Source organism: Holophaga foetida DSM 6591, assembly GCF_000242615.2.
GTDB lineage: Bacteria > Acidobacteriota > Holophagae > Holophagales > Holophagaceae > Holophaga > Holophaga foetida.
Map to the genome: position 1 here is coordinate 488,238 of NZ_KI912268.1, position 19,682 is coordinate 507,919.

The window sequence follows — 19,682 nt, forward strand, 5'->3', positions numbered from 1 at the left end:
GATCAGGCGCCATGTGCCCCCTGGGAACCCTCGAATCCATGAACCTGCCGAACTACTTGACCTTCGCCCGCATCCTCATGGTGCCCATCCTCGTGGTGGTGCTGATGACCAGGGTGAGGAGCTATGAAATCATCGGCATCCTGGTGTTCTGGGCGGCTTCCATTACCGACCTCCTGGATGGGTATCTTGCGCGCAAGTGGCGGCAGGTGACGACCTTAGGGAAGCTTCTTGATCCACTTGCTGATAAGTTATTAATAAGCGGTGCCTTGATTTCTCTGGTTGAACTGAATCTCGCCCCCGCCTGGATGGTCTTCATCATCCTGGCCCGTGAGATGGCCATCACGGGGCTCCGGGCCATCGCCTCCGAGGAGGGGATCACCATCGCCGCCGAGCGCCTGGGCAAGTGGAAGCTGGGTGCCCAGATTGCCTCCATCTCCTGCCTGATCCTGGGGCCCCAGCTTGATGCTTGGCTCTTCCAGTGGACCAACGTGGGCATCTTCCATTTCTTCATTCAGCTCAACAGGCCCTACAGCTTCTTCCTGGGCATGGGCGTCCTCCTCCTATGGGTGGCCATGATCCTGGCCATCTGGAGTGGGGTCTCCTATATCCGCAACTTCTGGCGACTGGCCAGTGATCGGATGGCCCGTGGAGAGAGCCGGATCATCCAGGAAGAGAAGGAAGGGTCCAAGCGATGATTCGTCGCTATCTGGTCGCGGGTCTCATCACGCTGCTGCCTTTGGCTGTGACCCTGTGGGTCCTCCAGATGATCTTCAACGCACTGGTGGGCATTTTTCAGGGCCCCTTCACTTGGGTTGCCCACAGGATGGGGCTTCCGATCCTGCCCTACTGGGCTGTGGCCGCCCTTTCGGTCCTGGGCATCCTGGTGATCCTCTTCCTGGTGGGCGTTCTGGTCGGGAACCTGCTGGGGCGCCAGCTTCTCCAGTGGATGGATGACCTGATGCTGCGAGTTCCGGTGGTGAAAGGGGTCTATGGCGCCACCAAGCAGCTCATGACCGCCATCCAGCAGGGCAAGGGAGGGAGCTTCCGGGAGGTGGTGGTGGTGGAATGGCCCATGCCCGGCTCCTACACTCTGGGTTTGGTGGCCCGCTCGGACTGCCGCTGGGCGATGCCCGAAGGGGAAACCATGGTGGCGGTCTACGTCCCCACGGCCCCCAACCCCACCTCTGGCTATGTGATCATGGTGGATCGTTCCAGGCTCCGTCCCGTGGATCTGACCCCCGATCAGGTCCTGACCTGGGCCGTTTCCGCTGGGGTGGTCGCCCCCAGTTCCGAGGAGAACTGATGGTGGGGGGGGAAGAGAACTCCCTGGTGGTCTTCCGGAATGTGTCCGTCTACCGGGGATCCACCTTGGCTCTGGATCGGATCGACCTCAGGATCGAACAGGGAGAGCATCTTGCCATTCTCGGCCCCAACGGGAGTGGCAAGTCCACGCTGGTCAAAGCCATCTTCCAGGAATGCTATCCCCTGGCCACAGACGATTCCCACTTCTCGGTTTTCGGTCGGCAGCGCTGGAATCTGGCGGAGCTTCGTTCCAAGTTGGGTGTCGTCTCCAACGACCCTGGCCTTTTCGGCTCGCGGCCCATCACCGGGCTTGAGGCTGTCCTTTCAGGCTTCTTCAGCAGCATCGGGCTATGGCCCCATCTGGAGGTGAGCCCCTGGATGAGGCACAGGGCCGAGGACGTGCTTCATCTTCTTGAGGCTGGCCATCTGGCGGATCGTTGTGTCTCAGAAATGTCTTCCGGGGAAGCTCGGCGGATCCTGGTGGCCCGGGCACTGGTTCATGATCCCTGCACCTTGGTCTTCGACGAGCCCAGCAACAGCCTGGATCTTTTCGCCCAGGATGAGCTGCGCCAGATCATGCGCCATCTGGCTGGGAAGGGCATCACGATTCTTCTGGTGACCCACCACCTGCCGGATATCATTCCGGAAATCAAGCGGGTCATCTTCGTCAAGGGTGGGAAGATCACACAGGATGGCCCCAAGGATCATCTATTGACGGCCTCCCACCTCCGGGAACTCTTCCAGGTGGATCTGGAAGTGACCACGCGCAATCAGTTCTATCACGCCTGGTAGAGGCACGATTCTGGCGGCAAGGACGAAAGAGGGTGCCATGGCTTCCATACTCAACACAATCGCCGCCATCACTGCAAGCCGCCAGTTCAGTATCGATGGAACGGGTCTTCGGCAGACCATCGAGCATCTGAGCACCCCGAAGGTGGCCGATCAGGATTCCGATAAGGCCCTGGTCCAGATCCGCACGGCCTCCCAGGGCAGGCGCAACGCCGCTGACGGCATGAGCTACCTGCAAGTCGCATACACCGTGCTCAGCGAGGTGAGGAACCTCCTCACCCGTGCTGCCGAGCTGAGCAATCAGGCCCGGATGGATTTCACCAGCGATTCCAACCGGGTGACCCTCAACGCCGAGTTCCAGAGCATCATCAAGACGGTCGCCGACATCGGATTGAACACCAAGTTCAATGGCACCAATGTTTTTGGTGCGGAACTTGATGTGGCTGTGGGGAGTTTCGGTACGGTGAGGGTCTCTGTGGGTTCCATCAGCTCGAGTGCCAGCTCCGCCCTGGGTCTCACCCTCGGCGCCACAACTCTCATAAGCTGTGCCAGCGCCGAATCCTCCGCCGCCGCCGTCATCGCTGCCCTCAAGAGCGTGGGAGAGACCCGTGCCTCCCTGAGTGCCTCCGTGCAACGGCTGGTGACTGTCTCCAATGCCCTGGGCATCCAGGCGGAGAACTTGACCGCCCGCAGCAACCATCTCCGTGAAGCCAGCCCCCTGGACGAGGTCGTCAACCTCATCAAGTGGCAGATCCTGAGCCTGTCCGGTACCAGCGCCCTGAATCAGGTGAACCAAGTGAACCAGTCCCACCAGCAGATTCTGGCACTTCTCCAAGAGTCGGATCACCAGGAGTAAGGCGGATGGCCATGGGGTCACCCGCCTTGTTTTCGGTGTCGCACTAGATCTTGAAGGTTCTCACCTGGCTCTGGATCCCTTCGGCGAGTTGGTGGAGATCCGCAGAGGTGCGGGCCACCTCGTTCGTGGTGGCAGACATCTCCGTGATGGCGGAGGCGATGGCGATGGCCTCCTGGGAACTCATCTCAACCTGGCGGGCCACATCGGCTCCGGCTGAGGCCTGCTCTGAGGTGGCCGTGCTGGTCTGCTGCATGATGGCGGCGAACTCGTCCAGGATCGTGCGGATCTGCTTGAGCGTTGCCACGGTCGTAGCCACGGTGGAACCGCCCTTGTGGATGGCATCGTTGGCTTCCTCAATGTAACGGGCGATCTCCTTGGCCGAGATGCTGCTGCGTTCCGCCAGCTTGCGCACCTCCTCGGCCACGACCGCGAAGCCCTTGCCATGCTCCCCGGCCTTGGCGGCCTCGATGGCGGCGTTCAAGGAGAGCAGGTTCGTCTGCTGGGCGATCTCCTGAATGACCGTGACCGCCTTCGCAATCTGTCCGGCAGTCTGGGTGATGCCCTCCATGGCCTCGTGGGTAGCGGCTCCGGCCTGATCCCCCTTGATGGTGGCTTCCTGGGCCTCGCCCAGGCGCTCCAGGGAGGACTGGGCGCTGCGGTTGACCTCGTCGATGGAGGCCGAGAGTTCGGCTACGGCGGCCACCATCCGCTCCGAACCTGAACGCTGGGTCTCGGCGCTTCGGGCGATGTCAGAGCTGGTGGTGGACATCTCCTCGGCGGAAGCTGAAAGCTGAGTGGCACCGCTGGCCAGGCCCTCCACGCCACGTTGCACGCCGCCCAGGACTGAACGGAGCTGTTCGATCATGTGGTTCAGGGTCCGGCTCATGTCGCCGAAATCGTCCCTGGAGGTGACGGCAGCCTTGACCGTCATGTCGCCAGCGGCCACAGACTCGAGGGCTCCCCTGAACAGGGTCAGCGAACCGTTGATGGTCCGAACCATGAGATAGCCCAAGCCGAGCCCGATGACCAGACATGCAGCGACAAAAGCCCACCCGAGGAGGTTGTAGGTCGTGCTGGCGGCCCTGTTCTGCTTCAGGGCAGCTTCCCCCTGGAACTCGTTCTCCTCCATCAATAGGGCTCCGAGGCGGTTGAGTTCCGCGATCTGGGGGCGCATCCGGTCCTTCATGATCAATCCGGCCTTGCTGGTCTCCCCCTTGCGGGAGGCGGGCTTGAATTCGGTGTCCCGGGCGGCGCGAAATTCCTTGAGGAGTGCCTGAAGTTTGGGGGCATTGGTGCGTTCGACCTCACTGGAGAGCATCCTGGTATAGGCGACCCAGGACTGATCCAGGGCCGCATCCGTGGCGTTCATGTCCATATCGATGGCGTCCTGGAATTGAGGAGGGGCCGACATGTGGGCCGAACAGTGGAAGGCTGTCTTCTCCACGAGACGCCGGACCTCTCCCAGCTCGGCGATGGGTTTCAAATTGCCTTTGTACATCCTGTCCAGGTTCACCAGTCCCATCCTGTTCGACAATGACGCCGAGAACCCCATCAGGAGCAGGGCGGCGGAGAGCACCCCCAGCACCAGGTACATCTTCCGTTTGACAGACATGTTGGCGAACCACTGGATGGTCACGGTCGGCTCCTTGAGACAGCTAATTGACTGGAATTGTCAGTTGGACTTGTATCTATAGTCGACGCTTATGCCCCCCGTGGGAAGTGCCTGACAAAAAAGGCGGACGCACCGCAAGGGCGTCCGCCTTTCTGCTTTCCCGGTCGATGATCAGATCTTGAAGCTTCTGACTTGGCTCTGGATACCTTCGGCAAGCTGGTGGAGATCTGCGGAGGTCCGGGCCACCTCATTGGTCGTGGCGGACATCTCGGTGATGGCTGAGGCGATGGCGATGGCCTCGTGGGAACCCATCTCCACTTGGCGGGCGACATCGGCTCCTGCCGCGGCCTGTTCGGAGGTCGCTGTGGTGGTCTGCCTCATGATGGAGGCGAATTCCTCCAGGATCGTGCGGATCTGCTTGAGGGTTTCCACGGAGGTGGCCACGGTGGAGCCGCCCTTGTGAATGGCATCATTGGCTTCCTCAATGTAGCGTGCGATCTCCTTGGCCGAAACGCTGCTGCGTTCCGCCAGCTTGCGCACCTCCTCGGCCACGACCGCGAAGCCCTTGCCATGCTCACCGGCCTTGGCAGCCTCGATGGCGGCGTTCAAGGAGAGGAGGTTCGTCTGCTGGGCGATCTCCTGGATGACCGTGACCGCCTTGGCGATCTGTCCGGCAGTCTGGGTGATGCCCTCCATGGCCTCGTGAGTGGCGGCCCCGGCCTGATCACCCTTGATGGTGGCCTCCTGGGCTTCGCCCAGGCGCTCCAGGGAGGATTGGGCTCCGCGGCTGACTTCATCGATGGAGGCCGAAAGTTCCGCGACAGCGGCGACCATACGCTCAGAGCTGGTGCGCTGGGTCTCCGCACTCCGGGCGATATCAGCGCTGGTGGTGGCCATCTCCTCGGCAGAAGCCGAAAGCTGAGTGGCACCGCTGGCCAGGCCCTCCACACCGCGACGCACCCCCCCCATGACGCCGCGCAGTTGCTTGATCATGTTGTTCAGGGTCAGGCTCATATCCCCGAATTCGTCCTTGGCTTCGGTGTGGGGTTCTACGGTGAGATCACCGGCGGCTACGGCTTCCAGGGCTTTCCGGAACTCCGTCAGAGATCCGAAGATGGACTGGATCATGAGATAGCCGAAGAAGATGGAGATGGCTAGTGCCGCAGCAATGAAGACCAGTCCGAAGATGGCTTCTGCCCGGACCTTCCGGATGCTGGCGTTCAGGGTCTCTTCAGCCTGCCTCCTGTTGTCCTCCATGAGTTCATTGCCCAGGACGACAATCTTTTCCATCAGGGGATTCAGGGTTTCCTTCATGAACATGCCTGCTTTGGACATCTCCCCCGCGCGGGAAGGGGGCAGGAAGTGCTGATCCCTCAGCTTCCGGAACTCCTTGACCGCTGCTTCGAGTTCGGGGGCTTTGGCCTTTTCCACATCACTGGAAAGCATCTTGGTGTAGGCCGCCCAATACTGGTCGAAGGCTGCATCGGTGCCGTTGATGTCCTGCTGGATGAACGGCTGGAATTGGGGAGGAGCGGACATGAAGGCGGAACAGTTGAACCGGGCCCGCTCGGCTTGCCGCCGGGCCTCCCCCAGGTCAGCGATGGGACGGAGGTTCGTGCCGTACATGTATTTCAGGTTGGCGATCCCGCGAGTCCCCTCGATGTAGGCTCCGAAGCCGCTTCCCAGGAGGGCAAAGGTCAGCACCCCGATGACGAGGTACATCTTCCGCTTGATCAACAGGTTTGAGAACCATCTGACGCGCATGGGCATCTCCTTGAAGGGGATATACATCCGTTTCGGAATCTTGAAGGGATGACCTGAATGTATGTGGAGGCCGGGCATGCTGCAAGGGGCGTGGTAAACTCAATCTTTGGGCTTGCAAGGATTTTGATGCCAACCATTCAAGAAATACGCTCCATTCACGACCTGCCGATTCCCGAGCTTCTCTTCCGCGCCGCTACCGCCCACCGGACCCACTGGAACCCCAACGAGATCCAGTTCTGCACCCTGGATTCCATCCAGACCGGCGCCTGCCCGGAGGATTGCGCCTATTGCCCCCAGTCGAGCCACCATGGCACCGGCCTGAAGCCCGAGCCCCTCAAGGAGAAGGAACGGGTCCTGGAGGGTGCCCGGAAGGCCAAGGCCGCCGGTTCCACCCGCTACTGCATGGGGGCCAGCTGGCGCGAGGTGCGAGACGGAGAGCCCTTTGAGCAGGTCCTGGATATCGTTCGCGATGTGGCTGCCATGGACATGGAGGTCTGCGTCACCCTGGGGATGCTCACAGAAGAGCAGGCCAAACGACTCAAAGAGGCTGGCTGCACGGTCTACAACCACAATATCGACAGCAGCCGGGAGTTCTACGAGACCATCATCTCCACCCGGAAGTTCGATGATCGGCTGCGCACCATCAAGGCTGTCAGGGCCGCGGGGCTGGAGGTCTGCTCAGGGGGCATCGTGGGCATGGGCGAGAAGGTGGAGGATCGCATCCACTTCCTCCACGAATTGACCCTGATGAATCCCCCCCCCGAAAGCATCCCCATCAACCAGCTGGTGAGCGTGGAAGGCACTCCCTTGGAGGGTGTGGAGCCCCCGCCTCCCCTGGAGTTCATCCGCATGATTGCCACGGCTCGGATCCTCTTCCCCGAAAGCCGGATCCGCCTCAGCGCTGGCCGCTCTGCCATGAGCACCGAGATGCAGACCCTGGCCTTCTTCGCCGGAGCCAACAGCCTTTTCACCGGTGAGAAGCTCCTGACCACGCCCAACCCTGGGGATTCCCATGATCACCAACTCCTGGAGCTGCTTGGGATGGATATCGAGGGCGCAAAGCGCTGAGATAAGTGCCAAATAGGCCTTAGACGAAGTTATTTTCTGAGGTTTTAAACCCTCAAGCTTCGGGCGGCATCAGACGATGTGAAGTGACACGCGGAGGTTCCCATGGCCAGCAGCATGATGATTGCCTTCCTTGTTCTGGCCCTGGGTTCCATCCTCCTGGCGACCGTTCGGATTCCAAGGCCCAGTTTGGTTCCGGTTCGGATCCGGCGAAGGCGCTGACGGTCCTGTTGTGATTACCGCGTGAACTTCCTGGGATTTGAAGGGGTAGAAGATGGCCCCTGGCTATCTTCGTGACTTGGCCCGGTACTGGTTGCACAGTCCCCTTACTTCCCCGATCGAGAACCAGTTCTGCCCCGGTTTCAGGCTGCCGTCATCGTTGAAGATGCCTCGGCTGAAGACACTCTGGCGTCGACGCTTCCCAGGCTCTCCGTATTCCTTGGTGAGACTGTAGGCGAAGATGACTTTATCCCCCTCTAGGCGCGGCCCTTCCAGCCATTCCATGGCGTAATTGGCGCCCGGCTCGCTCCGGTTGCGCTCGGATATACCGTCCTCGGCCCAGGCCTTGAAGCAGGCGAGGAGATCACGCTCCTCCTGGCTGCGGGTGCCGTCGGCACTGCGGGTCGCCTCGGCGGGGCGTGGCACGCCCTTGTTCTGGAGCCGCCCCCGCAGTTCCTGGGCTCGGGTCTCCTGGGCTCGCCAGGCTTCGATGCCTCCGCCGTCCACCAGGGAGAAGGTGCCGTATCCTTGCTTCCGCATGGCCGCAGTCCAGGTGTCCAGTTCCATGCCATTCCAGGGATCCTGGAGGCCCATTCCGGCGTACGATGTCTTGGTCCGGCCGTATTGCCAAGGATCAAAGAGGTAGACCTTGCCACCGCTCACCATGGCAAGGGCTCCATGGTCCCGGTTCACGTCCGCCACGTTGTATCGGCCGACCCCTTTCGGCTCAGCAACGATCCCTCGAAGATCGCCCTTGATGCCAGCTCCCCGGAAGGCTCCCTCCAGGATCTCTGCCACATCGCCGCAGCTGCCCCGGTCCGCGTGGCGTACGCCGCTGGTCCAGGCGGCACGCAGGCGCCCCTTGAAAGTGGCGTTGGGGGGGATGCCTTGGGCGGCCATCCGGTTCGCCACCATGTGGGTCACGAAGCGGGCCTTGTCCAGATCGGTGCCGTTCCGAATAGAGGCCGGGGCTGTGGTCATCAATCGCTCTCCAAAAGCCTTCCAAGCCTGTTCTTGGGCAGGCAGGACAATGCAAGCGAGGGCGAGCAGCGGAGTGCGCAGCATGGGAGGCTCCTGGGTGGATAGGCTGCCACAAGGTATACCCTGAGCCCCCCGCAAGCCAGTCCATGGCCTACGGATTCTTCGACCCCTTATTCTCCGCCAGGCTCCTCACCTGATCCGCCACGCTTCTTGCCATGCCCAGGATCCGCTCGGAGGTGCCACGGGAATCCTGCTGCTGGCGGCCGACGGCCAGGGTGATGGCATCCTGGGTGCGGTGGATGCTCTCGGTGAGCTGGCGCAGGTCCTGCACGACGGTCTCGATTCGGCCAGCGTTGCGGCGGACGGCGTCCACCTGCTCGACGATCTCATCGGCGGCCTTGCCCGAGGAGAAAGCCAGGGCCTTGATCTCGGATGCCACGACGGCGAAGCGGGCTCCGGCTTCCCCGGCATGGGCGGACTCAATGGAGGCGTTCAGGGCCAGGAGCCTTGTCTGCTGGGCAATCTCCCGGATCGTGCCCGTGAACTGGGCGATGGATTTGCTTGTTCGGGCCAGTTCCTCCACTGAACCGGAGGCCGATCCCATGGTGGTCACGGCTTCCTCAGCCATGGTGAGGGCCAGACGGGTGTCCTTTTCGATCTCGGCCATGGCGCGGTTGATGCGAGCCAGTTCCGCATCCAGGTCCACCAGCCCCAGCATCCGTTCCGCCTCGGCGGCAGCGGCCTCCATGCGACGCTGCTTGTAGTGGTGGCAGTTCTCGGGGCGATTGAGGCCGTTGTGGATGGCCACCGCCATCTCCTCGCAGGTGCCGTAGCCGCATCCCCCGCAGTTGAGCTCATCCCTGGAGCTGACCTTCGCCATGCGATCGTAGATGCTCCGGATCTCCTGGGGCATGGGCCTCACCACCTTGTTGTTACGCCGTCGGTCCACATAGGTCCGGCGGTAGAGGTCAGGCTCCCAGAAGGCCTCGATATGGGTCAGCACCGCAGCCTGGATGCGCTCCCGGGAGGGTTCCTCCCCCTGGGCGTAGCGTTGCCGTAAGGCCTTGGCCCGGCGGGCGACGGAATGCTCTACGTGATCTGGATGCGCCCCCTGGTTGGGGGTTCCTGGGCCGCCGTTGCACCCCAGCTCACAGTTCAGGCAATCCACCAGCAAGGGGTTCTCCCCGCGCTGGATGGCCTCGTTCAGGTGGGCCAGGTAGTGATAGATGACCTGGGGACCCTCGATCTTCCGTGTCACGGCATCCACCTCCGGGTTCCAGCGCCGGGCCGTTTCCAGAAGGCCGCCAGGGGTGGAGAAGAGCACCGCCCGCTCGGCCGGGGGATTGTCGTATTCGGCTTCGGGATACTGATCGAGCCGACGCTTGTCCTCCTCCAGGCGTTTCAGGATGGCGTTGAAGGTGAGGTTGTAGTCCCCGATGCCGGTTTCATCGAACTCCCGGCGCTTGGCGGCGCAGGGGCTGGCCACGACGATGCGATGGTTCCGGTAGCGGGGGTGGAAGCGGCGGACCATCTTGGCCGTATGGAGCATGGGGCTGTCACAGGGGGCAAGGTGGGGGAGCAGCTCCGGGTGGTATATCTCGGCGAAGGTGACCAGGGCCGGGCAGGGCTGGGCGATGATGGCCTTGGGGTGATGCTTCTCCAGGTGGTCCAGGTAGCTCTTGACGGTCAGTTCCGCCCCGAAGCTCACGTCGAAGACGGCCTCGACTCCCATGGACTTCAGCCATCCGTTGAGGTTCAGCCAGCGATCCGGGAAGACCGCCGCCACAGCTGGGGCCACGATGGCCACCATGGGCACGCCGGTGCGGCAGTCGGCGAAGAAGCGTTCCGCGTCATCCAATGGACGGCGGGCATCATGCCGACAGGCCTTGATGCACTGCCCGCATCCCAGGCACATGTCGTGATTGACGACTACGTGATCCCCGGATCCGTCGTTGCAATGCTTCACTGGACAGGCCGCGATGCAGGCGTGGCAGTTGACGCAATGCTCAGGAACGAGTTCCAACACCGGCGTGAGAGAAAGGGATCCGCTGACAGGGCCGCCGCATGTACAAATAATCAAAAAAGCAATAAATCGGGCCATATTGCTGGCAAATCAACTGTGCGGGCCCATATAACACTTGTACTTCATAATCAAGTGTGGCATGACATTCCATGGAGAACTGTCCATGGTAACCAAAGCCAGAACCCTCGCCGATCACCTCGAATCCTTGCCCGATCCCCGGAGCACGCGTGGTCAGCGGCACCTCCTTCTCGACATCATTCTCATCGCCGTCCTGGCCGTTCTCTGTGGCGCTGACAGCTGGGAGGACATCCACCGCTTCGCCAAGTCGCAGGAGGCCTGGCTCAGGACCTTCCTCACGCTGCCCAACGGTGTGCCAAGCGCCGATACGATCAACCGGGTGTTCATCCTGCTCGACCCCAAGGCCTTCACAGAGTGCTTCCTCTCCTGGGTTCGCGACGTACGGAAGAAGGTTCCTGGGGATGTTGTGGCCCTGGATGGCAAGACGCTCCGGGCATCGCTTGCAGCCGGTAAGTCGGCCCTGCACATGGTCAGCGCTTGGTCCTCTGCGAACCATATGGTGCTTGGACAATGCGCCGTCAACGAAAAGAGCAACGAGATCACAGCTATTCCCGCACTCCTCAAGGTTCTGGATCTGAAAGGGTGCATCGTGACGATCGACGCCATGGGGTGCCAGAAGGGAATCGCCAAGGGGATCGTGGCGAAGAAGGCCGACTACCTTCTGGCCGTCAAGGGCAACCAGGAGCGCCTCCACAAGGCCATCAAGGCGTGCTTCGAAAGTCTGGATGCCAATTTGGTGGGCACTGCTCACGGCAGCGCCGAGTCTTTGGAGTCTCGACGTGGTCGGAATGAGCGGCGCCGCGTGACCACCCTGGATGCCGTTGAGCAACTTCCAGAGAGCATTCTCCTGGAATGGCCCAAGCTGGAGACGATCGTGCGAATCCAATCAGAATCGCTGCGCAACGGCAAGTCTGCCCTGGAAGAACGGTTCTACATCACCACCTTGCCCATGACCCAAGCCGAGGCTATTGGTTCGGCCGCCCGCCATCATTGGGGCATCGAGAACAAGCTCCACTGGGTCCTAGACGTGGCATTTCGGGAAGATGCCAATCGGACTCGGAAGGGGAGCGGCCCTGAGTGCAGCGCGGTCCTCCGCCATATCGTGCTGAATCTCCTCCGCCAGGACCCGAACCCCATGGGAAGCATCAAGTTCCGCAGGATGCAGGCCGCCATGTCGCCGGATTATCGTATGGCTGCTTTGCTTGGATTCCCACACAATGGAGAGACGACCTCTATCTAATAATTCCATCATGCGGTGGCCCTGGATCCGCTGACACCACCCATGGGCACCTCGACATGGATGGTTATCGTGTGTCACGTGAAGCTTGCTGAGTTTTAGGCGCGGTATTTGTATAAATTATATATCAATATTGGATTACACAAACTGCCTGTCAGGCGTTTCTCATGATCGTGGAACTCACAACCTTGGCCACCAGTTCCAGGCGGTCGCAGGTTTCCTCCATGTGATCCAGAATCTCCTTCCACTTGATGACGGTCACAGGATCGCGGGGAACGCTGAAGAGTTCGGCCAAGGCCCGGTTGTAGATCGCATCGGCCTGGTTCTCGATCTCGGTCATGAGCAGCACCCGGTCCCGCATCTCCGCAGTCTGGGAGAAGGTGCGCAATCCCTCGATGAGGGGCGGGATCTCCTGGGCCGCCTTCACCATGAGCGGACTGATCTCATGGGTCACCTCCGGCACAGTGTCCACCTTGTACAGCATCAGGATCTCACAGAGGGCGTATAGCCCATCCACCACGTCATCGAGCTTGTGGGCCAGGATGATGATGTCCTCCCGCTCCAGAGGCAGGGCGAAGGTGTGGTTGAGGCGGTCCATGATCTGGACCGTGAGGGCATCCCCCTTGTGCTCCAGCGCCTTCATCCGGTCCCTCATGGGGCCCCAGTGACCGGGCTGCCCTTCGCGGAAGGTCGTGTCGAAGTAACGGGTCGCCTCCAGCAGATTGGCCGCAGAGGCCTCCAGGAGATCAAGAAACACCGTTTCCCGGGGTTTCACCCGGCGGATCAACGTATTCAACGACATCGTGGCTCCCTCTTTCACGGCCCAACCTTTCCATCCTAACGCCTGGAGGGGAGAAGGTCAGTCACTAGTGTCCAGGAGCACAGCAAAGCCGGGCGATGAAAGCCCGGCTTTGCTGGTTTCAAGGGATTTCAGGCGTCCACGCTGCCCAGGCGATAGCCCACCCCCACCACGGTCTCAATGAGGTTGGATGCCTCCCCAAGCTTGGCCCGGACCCGTCGCACGTGGGCATCGATGGTGCGGCTCTCCCCCAGGTATTCCAGCCCCCAGACCTGCTGGAGGATCTTTTCCCGGCTGAGCACTCGGCGGGGATTCTGAAGGAAGTAGGCCAGGAGTTCGAATTCCCGGCGGGTGAGATCGATCGGCTCCCTGTCCACCCTGGCAACGTGGGCATCCAGATCCACGGAGATGGGACCGAAGGCCAGATCACGCTGGCGCTCGGTGGCGTCCATGAAGGCCGCTCGGCGGAGAATGGCCCTGACCCGGGCCACCAACTCCCGACTGGAAAAAGGCTTGGAGATGTAGTCGTCGGCTCCCAGTTCAAGTCCCAGGACCCGGTCGATCTCCTCGTTCCTGGCGGTCACCAGCATGACGGGCAGGGCCCTGAGCCGGTTGTCCGTACGGATGGCTCTCAGGACATCCAGGCCGTCAATATCCGGGAGCGTGAGATCCAGCAGCGCCACATCGGGCTTGGGGGTGCCGTTGCCGGCCTGGAGGATGTACCGGATGGCCTCCCGGCCAGTATCAAAGGAACTTACGGTGAAGCCCTCGCGCTTGAGGTGCTGCTCGAGTCCAAGCCGGATGTCCGCATCATCTTCAAGCAGTAGCAGGTGAGGCATGGGGTCTCCTAGGACTCGCGCTTCTGGAGGTAGGGATGCTTCACATTGACGCCTTCCAGGATGAAAAGCACCTCCTCCGCGATATTAGTGGCCTGATCCGCAATCCGCTCCCAGTTTTTCACCAGGATGATCAGGTGGCTCGCACGCTCGATGGCACTTGGATCCTGGAGCATGATCTGAAGCATGTCCTTGGAAACCTGAACGTAGATTTCGTCCACCAAATCGTCGTCGGCGATGACGGCCTTGGCCAGTTCCGCATCCCCGTTCACGAAGGCGTCCATGGCCCGCTTCACCATGGAGTGGGTGGCCTCCCCAAGTGCCTCGATCTGCTGGGCCGTCAGGATATGGGGATAGGCGCTGATGAACTTGACCCGCTTGGCGATGTTGGTGCAATGGTCACCGATCCGCTCCAACTCCGGCACGATCTTGAGGGTGGATGCCAAGAGTCTCAGGTCCGAAGCGAAGGGTGCCCTCAGGGCCAGGAGGTCGATGCAAGCCTGGTCCAGACTCAGCTCCAGCTCGTCAACATTGTGGTCCAGGGCGATGACGCGATCCGCCTTGGCATCGGAGCGCTCGGTGAAGGACTGTCGGGCCAGCTCTACCATCTCCTCCACCAGGCCGGCCATGGCCAGGAGACTGAACTTTAGATCCCGCAGCTCGTTGTCGAAATGCCGCCCCATTAGCCGAACCTCCCGCTGATGTAATCCTCGGTCATACGCTCCCGCGGATTGGTAAAGAGTTTTTCAGTAAGACCTACTTCGATCAGTTTCCCCATCCAGAAGAAGGCCGTGAAGTCACTGACTCGGGCCGCCTGCTGCATGTTGTGGGTGACGATGACGATGGTGAAATCCCGCTTCAGTTCGAAGATCAACTCCTCGATGCGGGAGGTGGCCAATGGGTCCAGGGCGGAACAGGGCTCGTCCATCAACAGGACCTCAGGTTTGACCGCCAGAGCCCGGGCGATGCAGAGGCGCTGCTGCTGGCCACCGGAGAGACCCAGGCCGCTTTCGTTGAGGCGGTCCTTGACCTCATCCCAGAGCCCCGCGGAGATCAAGCTGCGCTCCACGGCTTCGTCAAGGACGGCCCTGTTCTTCACACCCTGGACCCGCAATCCGTAGGCCACGTTCTCGTAGATGCTCTTGGGGAAGGGATTGGACTTCTGGAAGACCATGCCCATGCGCATCCGAAGGCCAATGACATCCACGTCAGGGGCGTAGATATCGGACTGGCCCACCCGGACATGCCCGTCGATCCGCACGTTGTCGATGAGATCGTTCATGCGGTTGATGCATCGAAGCAGGGTGCTCTTGCCGCAGCCCGAAGGACCGATGAGGGCCATGACGGTGTTCTTGCCGACCTCCAGATTGATCCCGTGGAGGGCCTGTTTGCGACCGTAGAAGAGGTTCAGGTCCTTCACGGAGACCATGGTGGGGGCCTCCAGGGCAGCCCGATCCGTCAGGGGGGTTCCCTGCTGGCTCAGTATGTGCGCTTCCCCCGCACGGGGTGGCTCCGTGATGGTGGGGACCGGTTCGGGAATGACCGGCCGTTCGTTCAGATCCATATCAAGGACTCCAGGTGTGGGCATCAGAAGCTGCTCCCGCCGACTCTGGCCCGGAGCCTGCTGCGAAGACGCAGGGCCGCCAGGTTGAGCAGCAGGACAATCAAGAGGAGCAGGAGGGTGGTCATGAACACCATGGGCTTGGCGGCCTCGCTGTTGGGGCTCTGGAAGCCTACATCATAGATGTGGAAACCAAGGTGCATGAACTTGCGATCAAGGTGCAGGAAGGGAAAGCTGGCATCCAGCGGCATGGAAGGTGCCAGCTTGACCACCCCGGTGAGCATGAGGGGAGCCACTTCACCCGCGCCCCGGGCCATGGCCAGCACCAGCCCCGTGAGGATCCCAGGCAGGGCGCCCGGCAGGACGACATTCCAGATGGTCTGCCACTTGGTGGCACCCAGGGCCAGACTGGCCTCCCGCTGGCTACGGGGCACCGCAGACAGCGCCTCTTCGGTGGATACGATCACCACGGGCACTGTCAGCAAGGCCAGGGTCAGAGATGCCCAGAGGATACCGCCGGTGCCGAAGGTGGGGGTGGGGAGCTTCTGGGAGAAGAAGATCTGATCCAGCGTTCCGCCCACGGTGTAGATGAAGAAGCCCAGTCCGAAGATCCCGAAGACGATGGAGGGCACGCCAGCCAGATTATTGACGGCAATGCGCAACGCTCGGATCACCCATCCCTGTCGGGCGTACTCCCGGAGAAAGAGGGCGGCCACAACGCCCAGGGGCACCACCGCGATGGACATCAACAGGACCATCATCACGGTTCCAAAGATGGCGGGGAAGACGCCGCCCTCGGTGTTGGATTCCCTGGGATCCCCGGCGACGAACTCCCAGAGGCGGGAGGCGTAGACCCGGCTCTTGCCGAAGACGCCGAGGGCATTGGATGGAACGATTCGAACGATATGCTTTCGCGGGATTTCCAAGGTCTGGCCGTCCACAGCCCGAAGGACCAGAGTCTCCCCAGAGCTCCCATCCTGGATGAATCCAATGAAGGGGCCGTTCTCCAGACGCTCCACCAGGACCGCATCGGCGGGGCGCTGGGGATCCTGGATATCAGCACTGGGCACCCAACGGTAGTCCTGGCCGAAAAGGTCACGATTGCAGACCCGGAACTGGGTCTTGGCGGGGTCCGTGCCATGGGCCTTCTCCTGGGCGGAGATCTCGCCCAGAATCGGCCCCTCGGAGGTCTGGACCTGCACGATGGAACTCGGCCAGAAGAAGCCAAGGCCCTTTGCGGCAATATAGCCCACCAGTCCCACCATCATCAGCAGGGAGAGGGCCAGGGCTGCACCGGAAAGCCAGACCATAGCGCTGCCGCGGCGGATGAACGCGCGCCAGCGGGGGGGAATGTTCAAGGTTTCGGTCATCAAAACGTCTCGTAGCGCTTGCGGAGGTGCTGGCGGATGACCTCAGCCCCGGTGTTCAAGAGGAAGGTCAGGGCGAAAAGAAGAAGGGCCGTGAGGAAGAGCACCCGGTAGAGGGTTCCATGCACCGGAGCCTCGGGGGCCTCAACGGCGATGTTGGCGGCCAGGGTCCTCATCCCGTTGAAGGGGCTCCAGTCCATGAGGGGGGTATTGCCCGTGGCCATGAGGACGATCATGGTTTCTCCGATGGCCCGACCTAGGCCCACCATGATGGCGCTGAAGATGCCAGGACTGGCGGTGGGGACCACGACCCTCCAGGCGGTCTGCCAGGGAGAGGCTCCGCATGCGAGGCTGGCGGAGGTCAGGGCTTTGGGCACAGAGCTTAGGGCGTCCTCACTCACTGAGAAGATGATGGGGATCACGGCGAAGCCCATGGCGAAGCCCACCACGATGGCGTTGCGCTGGTCGTAAGTGATGCTGTGCTTTGCCAGCAGCCAGGCCCGGAAGTCACCACCCAGGAAAATTCGCTCGAAGGAAGGTGCCAGTACGATGCATAGGCCCAATCCGATGAAGATGGCCGGTATCAGCCACAGGGTTTCCCGTCCCTGTCCCCAGCCCAGTCGGAAGCCCTTGGGCATCCGGATCCAAAGGGGAGCCACGATGCAGGCGGCCAGAAGAGCGAAGAAGGGGAGGAGGATCACATGGATGGCTGACTTCTCCAGGAGAGGCGCCAACACCAGCCCCGCCAGGAAGCCCAGCACCACGGAGGGGAGGGCGGCCATGATCTCCACCGCGGGCTTGATGATGTTCTTGAGCCTGGGGTGGGCGAACTGGCTGGTGTAGAGGGCCCCGAAGAGGGCCAGGGGCAGGGCGAAGAGCATGGCGAAAAGGGTGCCCTTCAGCGTGCCGAAAACCAGGGGCATCAGACTCAGCTTGGGCTCGAAGTCGTCGGTGCCGCCGCTGCTCTGCCATACCTGTTCGGGCTTTTCGTAGCCCTCGTAATGGACCTTGCCCCAGAGCACTTTGGCACTGATTTCGGGGTGGGGTGCATCCATGGACCAGGATCGGAGTTCGCCCGTGCTGCTGGCGGCATAGATGAATTCGCCTCTGGCGCTGAGGGAGGCGTGGCGCGTGTCCTGGGCGGAGGCCGAAAAGATCCGGTTCTCAGTGGTCAGATGGTCCACGACTACATGATTGGGGCTCCATGCCAGGAACCGCTTGTCGCGCAGAGATGACTTGAATCCCCGGATGGGTCCGTTGAGCTTTTCAAACTGGTGGAACCACTGGAGGAGGAACGCATCCTCTTTCTTGATGGCTTGGCAGGCCAAGAGCTTGCCCTGCTCGCCACCCACCAGGAGGCTCGTCTGACCCAGAACAAAACCAAGGGCGGTAACCGGTTCCCCGAAGGCGAGGCTGCTGTTGAGGGTAGGCTCCCCTTCCATGCTCAGGAAATGAAGGTTCCCGCTGCGGGTGCCCGCCCAGAGGTGAGCGCCGTCCGCGCTCCAGATGGCCTGAGTCGTGTCCTGGAGTTCAGGGATCGTGATGGATTTCCAGGTCAGGGCACCCTCGCTCCACTCCGTCCAGCTGAGGCCATCCTTGCCGGAGGCCAGAACCCGGTAGCTTGGCTGGGTGGCCAAGCCTGAGGGGGGCAGGGCCCTGACTGCCAGCAAGGTGTCCATGGACGCGGGCATACCCCCATTCCACTCCACGGTGGGCGTCCAATGGGTCGGATCCGGATCACCGGATGGTTTTTCCCAATTCAAGCGCCCGAAAAAGAGCTTGTTCTCCTGGTCCAGGACCGCGAATTCCCCCCTTGAGGAGGGTTCCGTGGCCTGTTTCCATGGGCGGACAGGGCCATCCTGAAGGGTGGCCAGGGGGGTGCCGGAGGGGAGAGCGATGCACTCCACGCCACTATCCGGGCGGAGCAGGCCAATGACCTTGCCGGACTCATCCGCCAGCAGGCCGGCGACCGGGGCCACCTGGAGAGAAGGATTGGTGCGGCTCTTGCCCGAGCGGGCCAGGGGCAGGGCTTCCCGGCCAATGAAGACCAGGATACCCAGCACCGCAGCGATGATCAGGAAACCACCCATCGTGATGATCCCGGTCATGAAGCGATCCGTACGCTTCGCCCGGATCAGGGCAGGAGGAATTCGAGTCATGTTACCTACTTCAGCTTCTTCAGCTCAGCCTGTTGCATGTTGGCGGGCATGGGATAGTAGCCATCCTTGACCACGATCTCCTGTCCCTGGTGGCTCAGCACGAAGGTGAGGAACTGCTGAGTGAGGGGATCGATGGGCTTGCGGGGGTTCTTGTTGACATAGATGTAAAGCTGGCGCGCCATGGGGTACTTGCCATTCAGGGCGTTCTCATAGGTGGGCTCGAAGGCCTGACCGTTGTAGCGGCCATCGTCGGCGAGGGGCACGGCGCGGACGTTGGAGGTCTTGTAGCCGATACCGGAGTATCCGATGGCGAACTTGTCCGTGCCCACGCTCTGGACCACGGAGCTGGAACCGGGCTGCTCCTTGATGGTGTCCTTGAAGTCCCCCTTCTTGAGGGCGTGCTCTTTGAAGTAGCCATAGGTGCCACTGGCGGAGTTGCGGCCATAGGCGGAGATGGGCTTGGCGGCGAACTCGCCCTTCATTCCCAGCTCGCCCCAGGTCTTGATCTCCCTGCTCCCGCTCTTGCGAGTCTTGGAGAAGACGCCGTCAACTTCCTTGAGACTCATGCTCTTGATGGGGTTGTTGCGATGGACAAAGACCGCCAGGGTGTCGATGGCGACGGCAATGCGGGTGGGCTTGTATCCGTATTTCTTCTCGAACTTGTCAATCTCCTCGCCCTTCATCTCGCGGCTCATGGGGCCGAGCTGGGCAGTGCCCTCGATCAGGGCCGGGGGGGCGGTGCTGGAGCCCTTACCTTCGACCTGGATCTTGACGTTGGGGTACTGCTTGCGGAAGGCCTCCACCCAGTAGGTCATGAGGTTGTTCAGGGAGTCGCTGCCGATGGAGTTCAGGGTGCCGTTCACGCCGGGCACCTGCTTGTAGGCCCCCAGCTTGGGGTCCACCTTCACCACACCTTGTGCGAAGGCGGAGCCGCAGGCCACCAGGGCGAGTGCGAAAGCCAGAGTCTTGTGCATCTTGGATCCTCCAAAATAGGACTTGTTCAGACTGGACGCCGGATTCGCCCTCCCAGGTAA

Annotated in this window: 17 protein-coding genes; 6 read left to right on the forward strand and 11 right to left on the reverse strand. The window is 61.6% G+C overall.

The window, feature by feature from the left end; genetic code table 11:
• Positions 1-11 precede the first annotated feature (11 nt).
• Genes pgsA through HOLFODRAFT_RS0202160 form a run of 4 tightly spaced genes read left to right on the forward strand, consistent with a single transcriptional unit; the run spans position 12 to position 2,947 of the window.
• Positions 12-695: a CDP-diacylglycerol--glycerol-3-phosphate 3-phosphatidyltransferase gene (pgsA, locus tag HOLFODRAFT_RS18855; RefSeq protein WP_005032114.1), complete on the forward strand. Its 684-nt coding sequence runs from the start codon at positions 12-14 to the stop codon at positions 693-695.
• Positions 692-1,303: a DUF502 domain-containing protein gene (locus HOLFODRAFT_RS0202150; protein WP_005032112.1), complete on the forward strand. Its 612-nt coding sequence runs from the start codon at positions 692-694 to the stop codon at positions 1,301-1,303. The genes pgsA and HOLFODRAFT_RS0202150 overlap by 4 nt, the downstream gene beginning before the upstream one ends.
• Positions 1,303-2,094: an ABC transporter ATP-binding protein gene (locus HOLFODRAFT_RS0202155; protein WP_005032110.1), complete on the forward strand. Its 792-nt coding sequence runs from the start codon at positions 1,303-1,305 to the stop codon at positions 2,092-2,094. Before HOLFODRAFT_RS0202150 ends, HOLFODRAFT_RS0202155 begins: the two co-directional genes overlap by 1 nt.
• Before the next feature lie 37 nt (positions 2,095-2,131).
• Positions 2,132-2,947 (forward strand): flagellin, encoded by an 816-nt coding sequence (locus HOLFODRAFT_RS0202160; protein ID WP_005032108.1) that lies wholly within the window; start codon positions 2,132-2,134, stop codon positions 2,945-2,947.
• A gap of 43 nt (positions 2,948-2,990) precedes the next feature.
• Here HOLFODRAFT_RS0202160 and HOLFODRAFT_RS0202165 read toward each other — a convergent pair whose 3' ends face one another.
• Together HOLFODRAFT_RS0202165 and HOLFODRAFT_RS0202170 are read right to left on the reverse strand one after the other, a co-directional pair.
• The gene (locus tag HOLFODRAFT_RS0202165; RefSeq protein WP_005032106.1) at positions 2,991-4,583 is read right to left on the reverse strand and encodes a methyl-accepting chemotaxis protein; all 1,593 of its coding nucleotides are present in this window, start codon (positions 4,581-4,583) and stop codon (positions 2,991-2,993) included.
• Positions 4,584-4,730: 147 nt separating this feature from the next.
• Entirely contained in the window at positions 4,731-6,323 is a 1,593-nt protein-coding gene (locus tag HOLFODRAFT_RS0202170) for a HAMP domain-containing methyl-accepting chemotaxis protein (RefSeq protein ID WP_005032103.1), read from the reverse strand.
• Between the two features lie 126 nt (positions 6,324-6,449).
• On the opposite strand from HOLFODRAFT_RS0202170, the gene bioB reads away from it, so the two are divergent.
• Positions 6,450-7,391: a biotin synthase BioB gene (gene bioB, locus HOLFODRAFT_RS0202175; protein ID WP_005032101.1), complete on the forward strand. Its 942-nt coding sequence runs from the start codon at positions 6,450-6,452 to the stop codon at positions 7,389-7,391.
• Positions 7,392-7,673: 282 nt separating this feature from the next.
• Here the strand turns inward: bioB and HOLFODRAFT_RS0202185 are convergent, their stop codons facing one another.
• Complete coding sequence (locus tag HOLFODRAFT_RS0202185; RefSeq protein ID WP_026938958.1) at positions 7,674-8,588, reverse strand: hypothetical protein; 915 nt, start codon at positions 8,586-8,588, stop codon at positions 7,674-7,676.
• A 151-nt stretch (positions 8,589-8,739) separates the two neighbouring features.
• Positions 8,740-10,611: a [Fe-Fe] hydrogenase large subunit C-terminal domain-containing protein gene (locus HOLFODRAFT_RS25460; protein WP_158412899.1), complete on the reverse strand. Its 1,872-nt coding sequence runs from the start codon at positions 10,609-10,611 to the stop codon at positions 8,740-8,742.
• A 163-nt stretch (positions 10,612-10,774) separates the two neighbouring features.
• Between HOLFODRAFT_RS25460 and HOLFODRAFT_RS18865 the strand changes: the two genes are divergently transcribed.
• Positions 10,775-11,929 (forward strand): ISAs1 family transposase, encoded by a 1,155-nt coding sequence (locus tag HOLFODRAFT_RS18865; RefSeq protein WP_026939181.1) that lies wholly within the window; start codon positions 10,775-10,777, stop codon positions 11,927-11,929.
• 151 nt (positions 11,930-12,080) lie between these two features.
• On the opposite strand, the gene HOLFODRAFT_RS0202200 is transcribed toward HOLFODRAFT_RS18865, so the two are convergent.
• The 7 genes from HOLFODRAFT_RS0202200 to HOLFODRAFT_RS0202230 form a co-directional block, all read right to left on the reverse strand.
• Positions 12,081-12,728, reverse strand: coding sequence for a DUF47 domain-containing protein (locus HOLFODRAFT_RS0202200; protein WP_005032092.1), 648 nt, complete (start codon positions 12,726-12,728; stop codon positions 12,081-12,083).
• A gap of 128 nt (positions 12,729-12,856) precedes the next feature.
• Positions 12,857-13,564, reverse strand: a complete 708-nt coding sequence (locus tag HOLFODRAFT_RS0202205) for a response regulator transcription factor (RefSeq protein ID WP_005032089.1) — start codon at positions 13,562-13,564, stop codon at positions 12,857-12,859.
• An 8-nt stretch (positions 13,565-13,572) separates the two neighbouring features.
• Positions 13,573-14,244, reverse strand: a complete 672-nt coding sequence (gene phoU, locus HOLFODRAFT_RS0202210; RefSeq protein WP_005032087.1) for a phosphate signaling complex protein PhoU — start codon at positions 14,242-14,244, stop codon at positions 13,573-13,575.
• On the reverse strand, positions 14,244-15,125 hold the full coding sequence (pstB, locus tag HOLFODRAFT_RS0202215; RefSeq protein ID WP_005032085.1) for a phosphate ABC transporter ATP-binding protein PstB: 882 nt from the start codon (positions 15,123-15,125) through the stop codon (positions 14,244-14,246). Before pstB ends, phoU begins: the two co-directional genes overlap by 1 nt.
• Positions 15,126-15,148: 23 nt before the next feature.
• On the reverse strand, positions 15,149-16,492 hold the full coding sequence (pstA, locus tag HOLFODRAFT_RS0202220) for a phosphate ABC transporter permease PstA (protein WP_005032082.1): 1,344 nt from the start codon (positions 16,490-16,492) through the stop codon (positions 15,149-15,151).
• A complete protein-coding gene (locus tag HOLFODRAFT_RS18870; RefSeq protein ID WP_005032080.1) occupies positions 16,492-18,648 on the reverse strand; it encodes an ABC transporter permease subunit in 2,157 nt (718 codons plus the stop codon). Before HOLFODRAFT_RS18870 ends, pstA begins: the two co-directional genes overlap by 1 nt.
• 5 nt (positions 18,649-18,653) lie before the next feature.
• A complete protein-coding gene (locus HOLFODRAFT_RS0202230) occupies positions 18,654-19,622 on the reverse strand; it encodes a PstS family phosphate ABC transporter substrate-binding protein (RefSeq protein WP_005032077.1) in 969 nt (322 codons plus the stop codon).
• Positions 19,623-19,682: the final 60 nt, after the last annotated feature.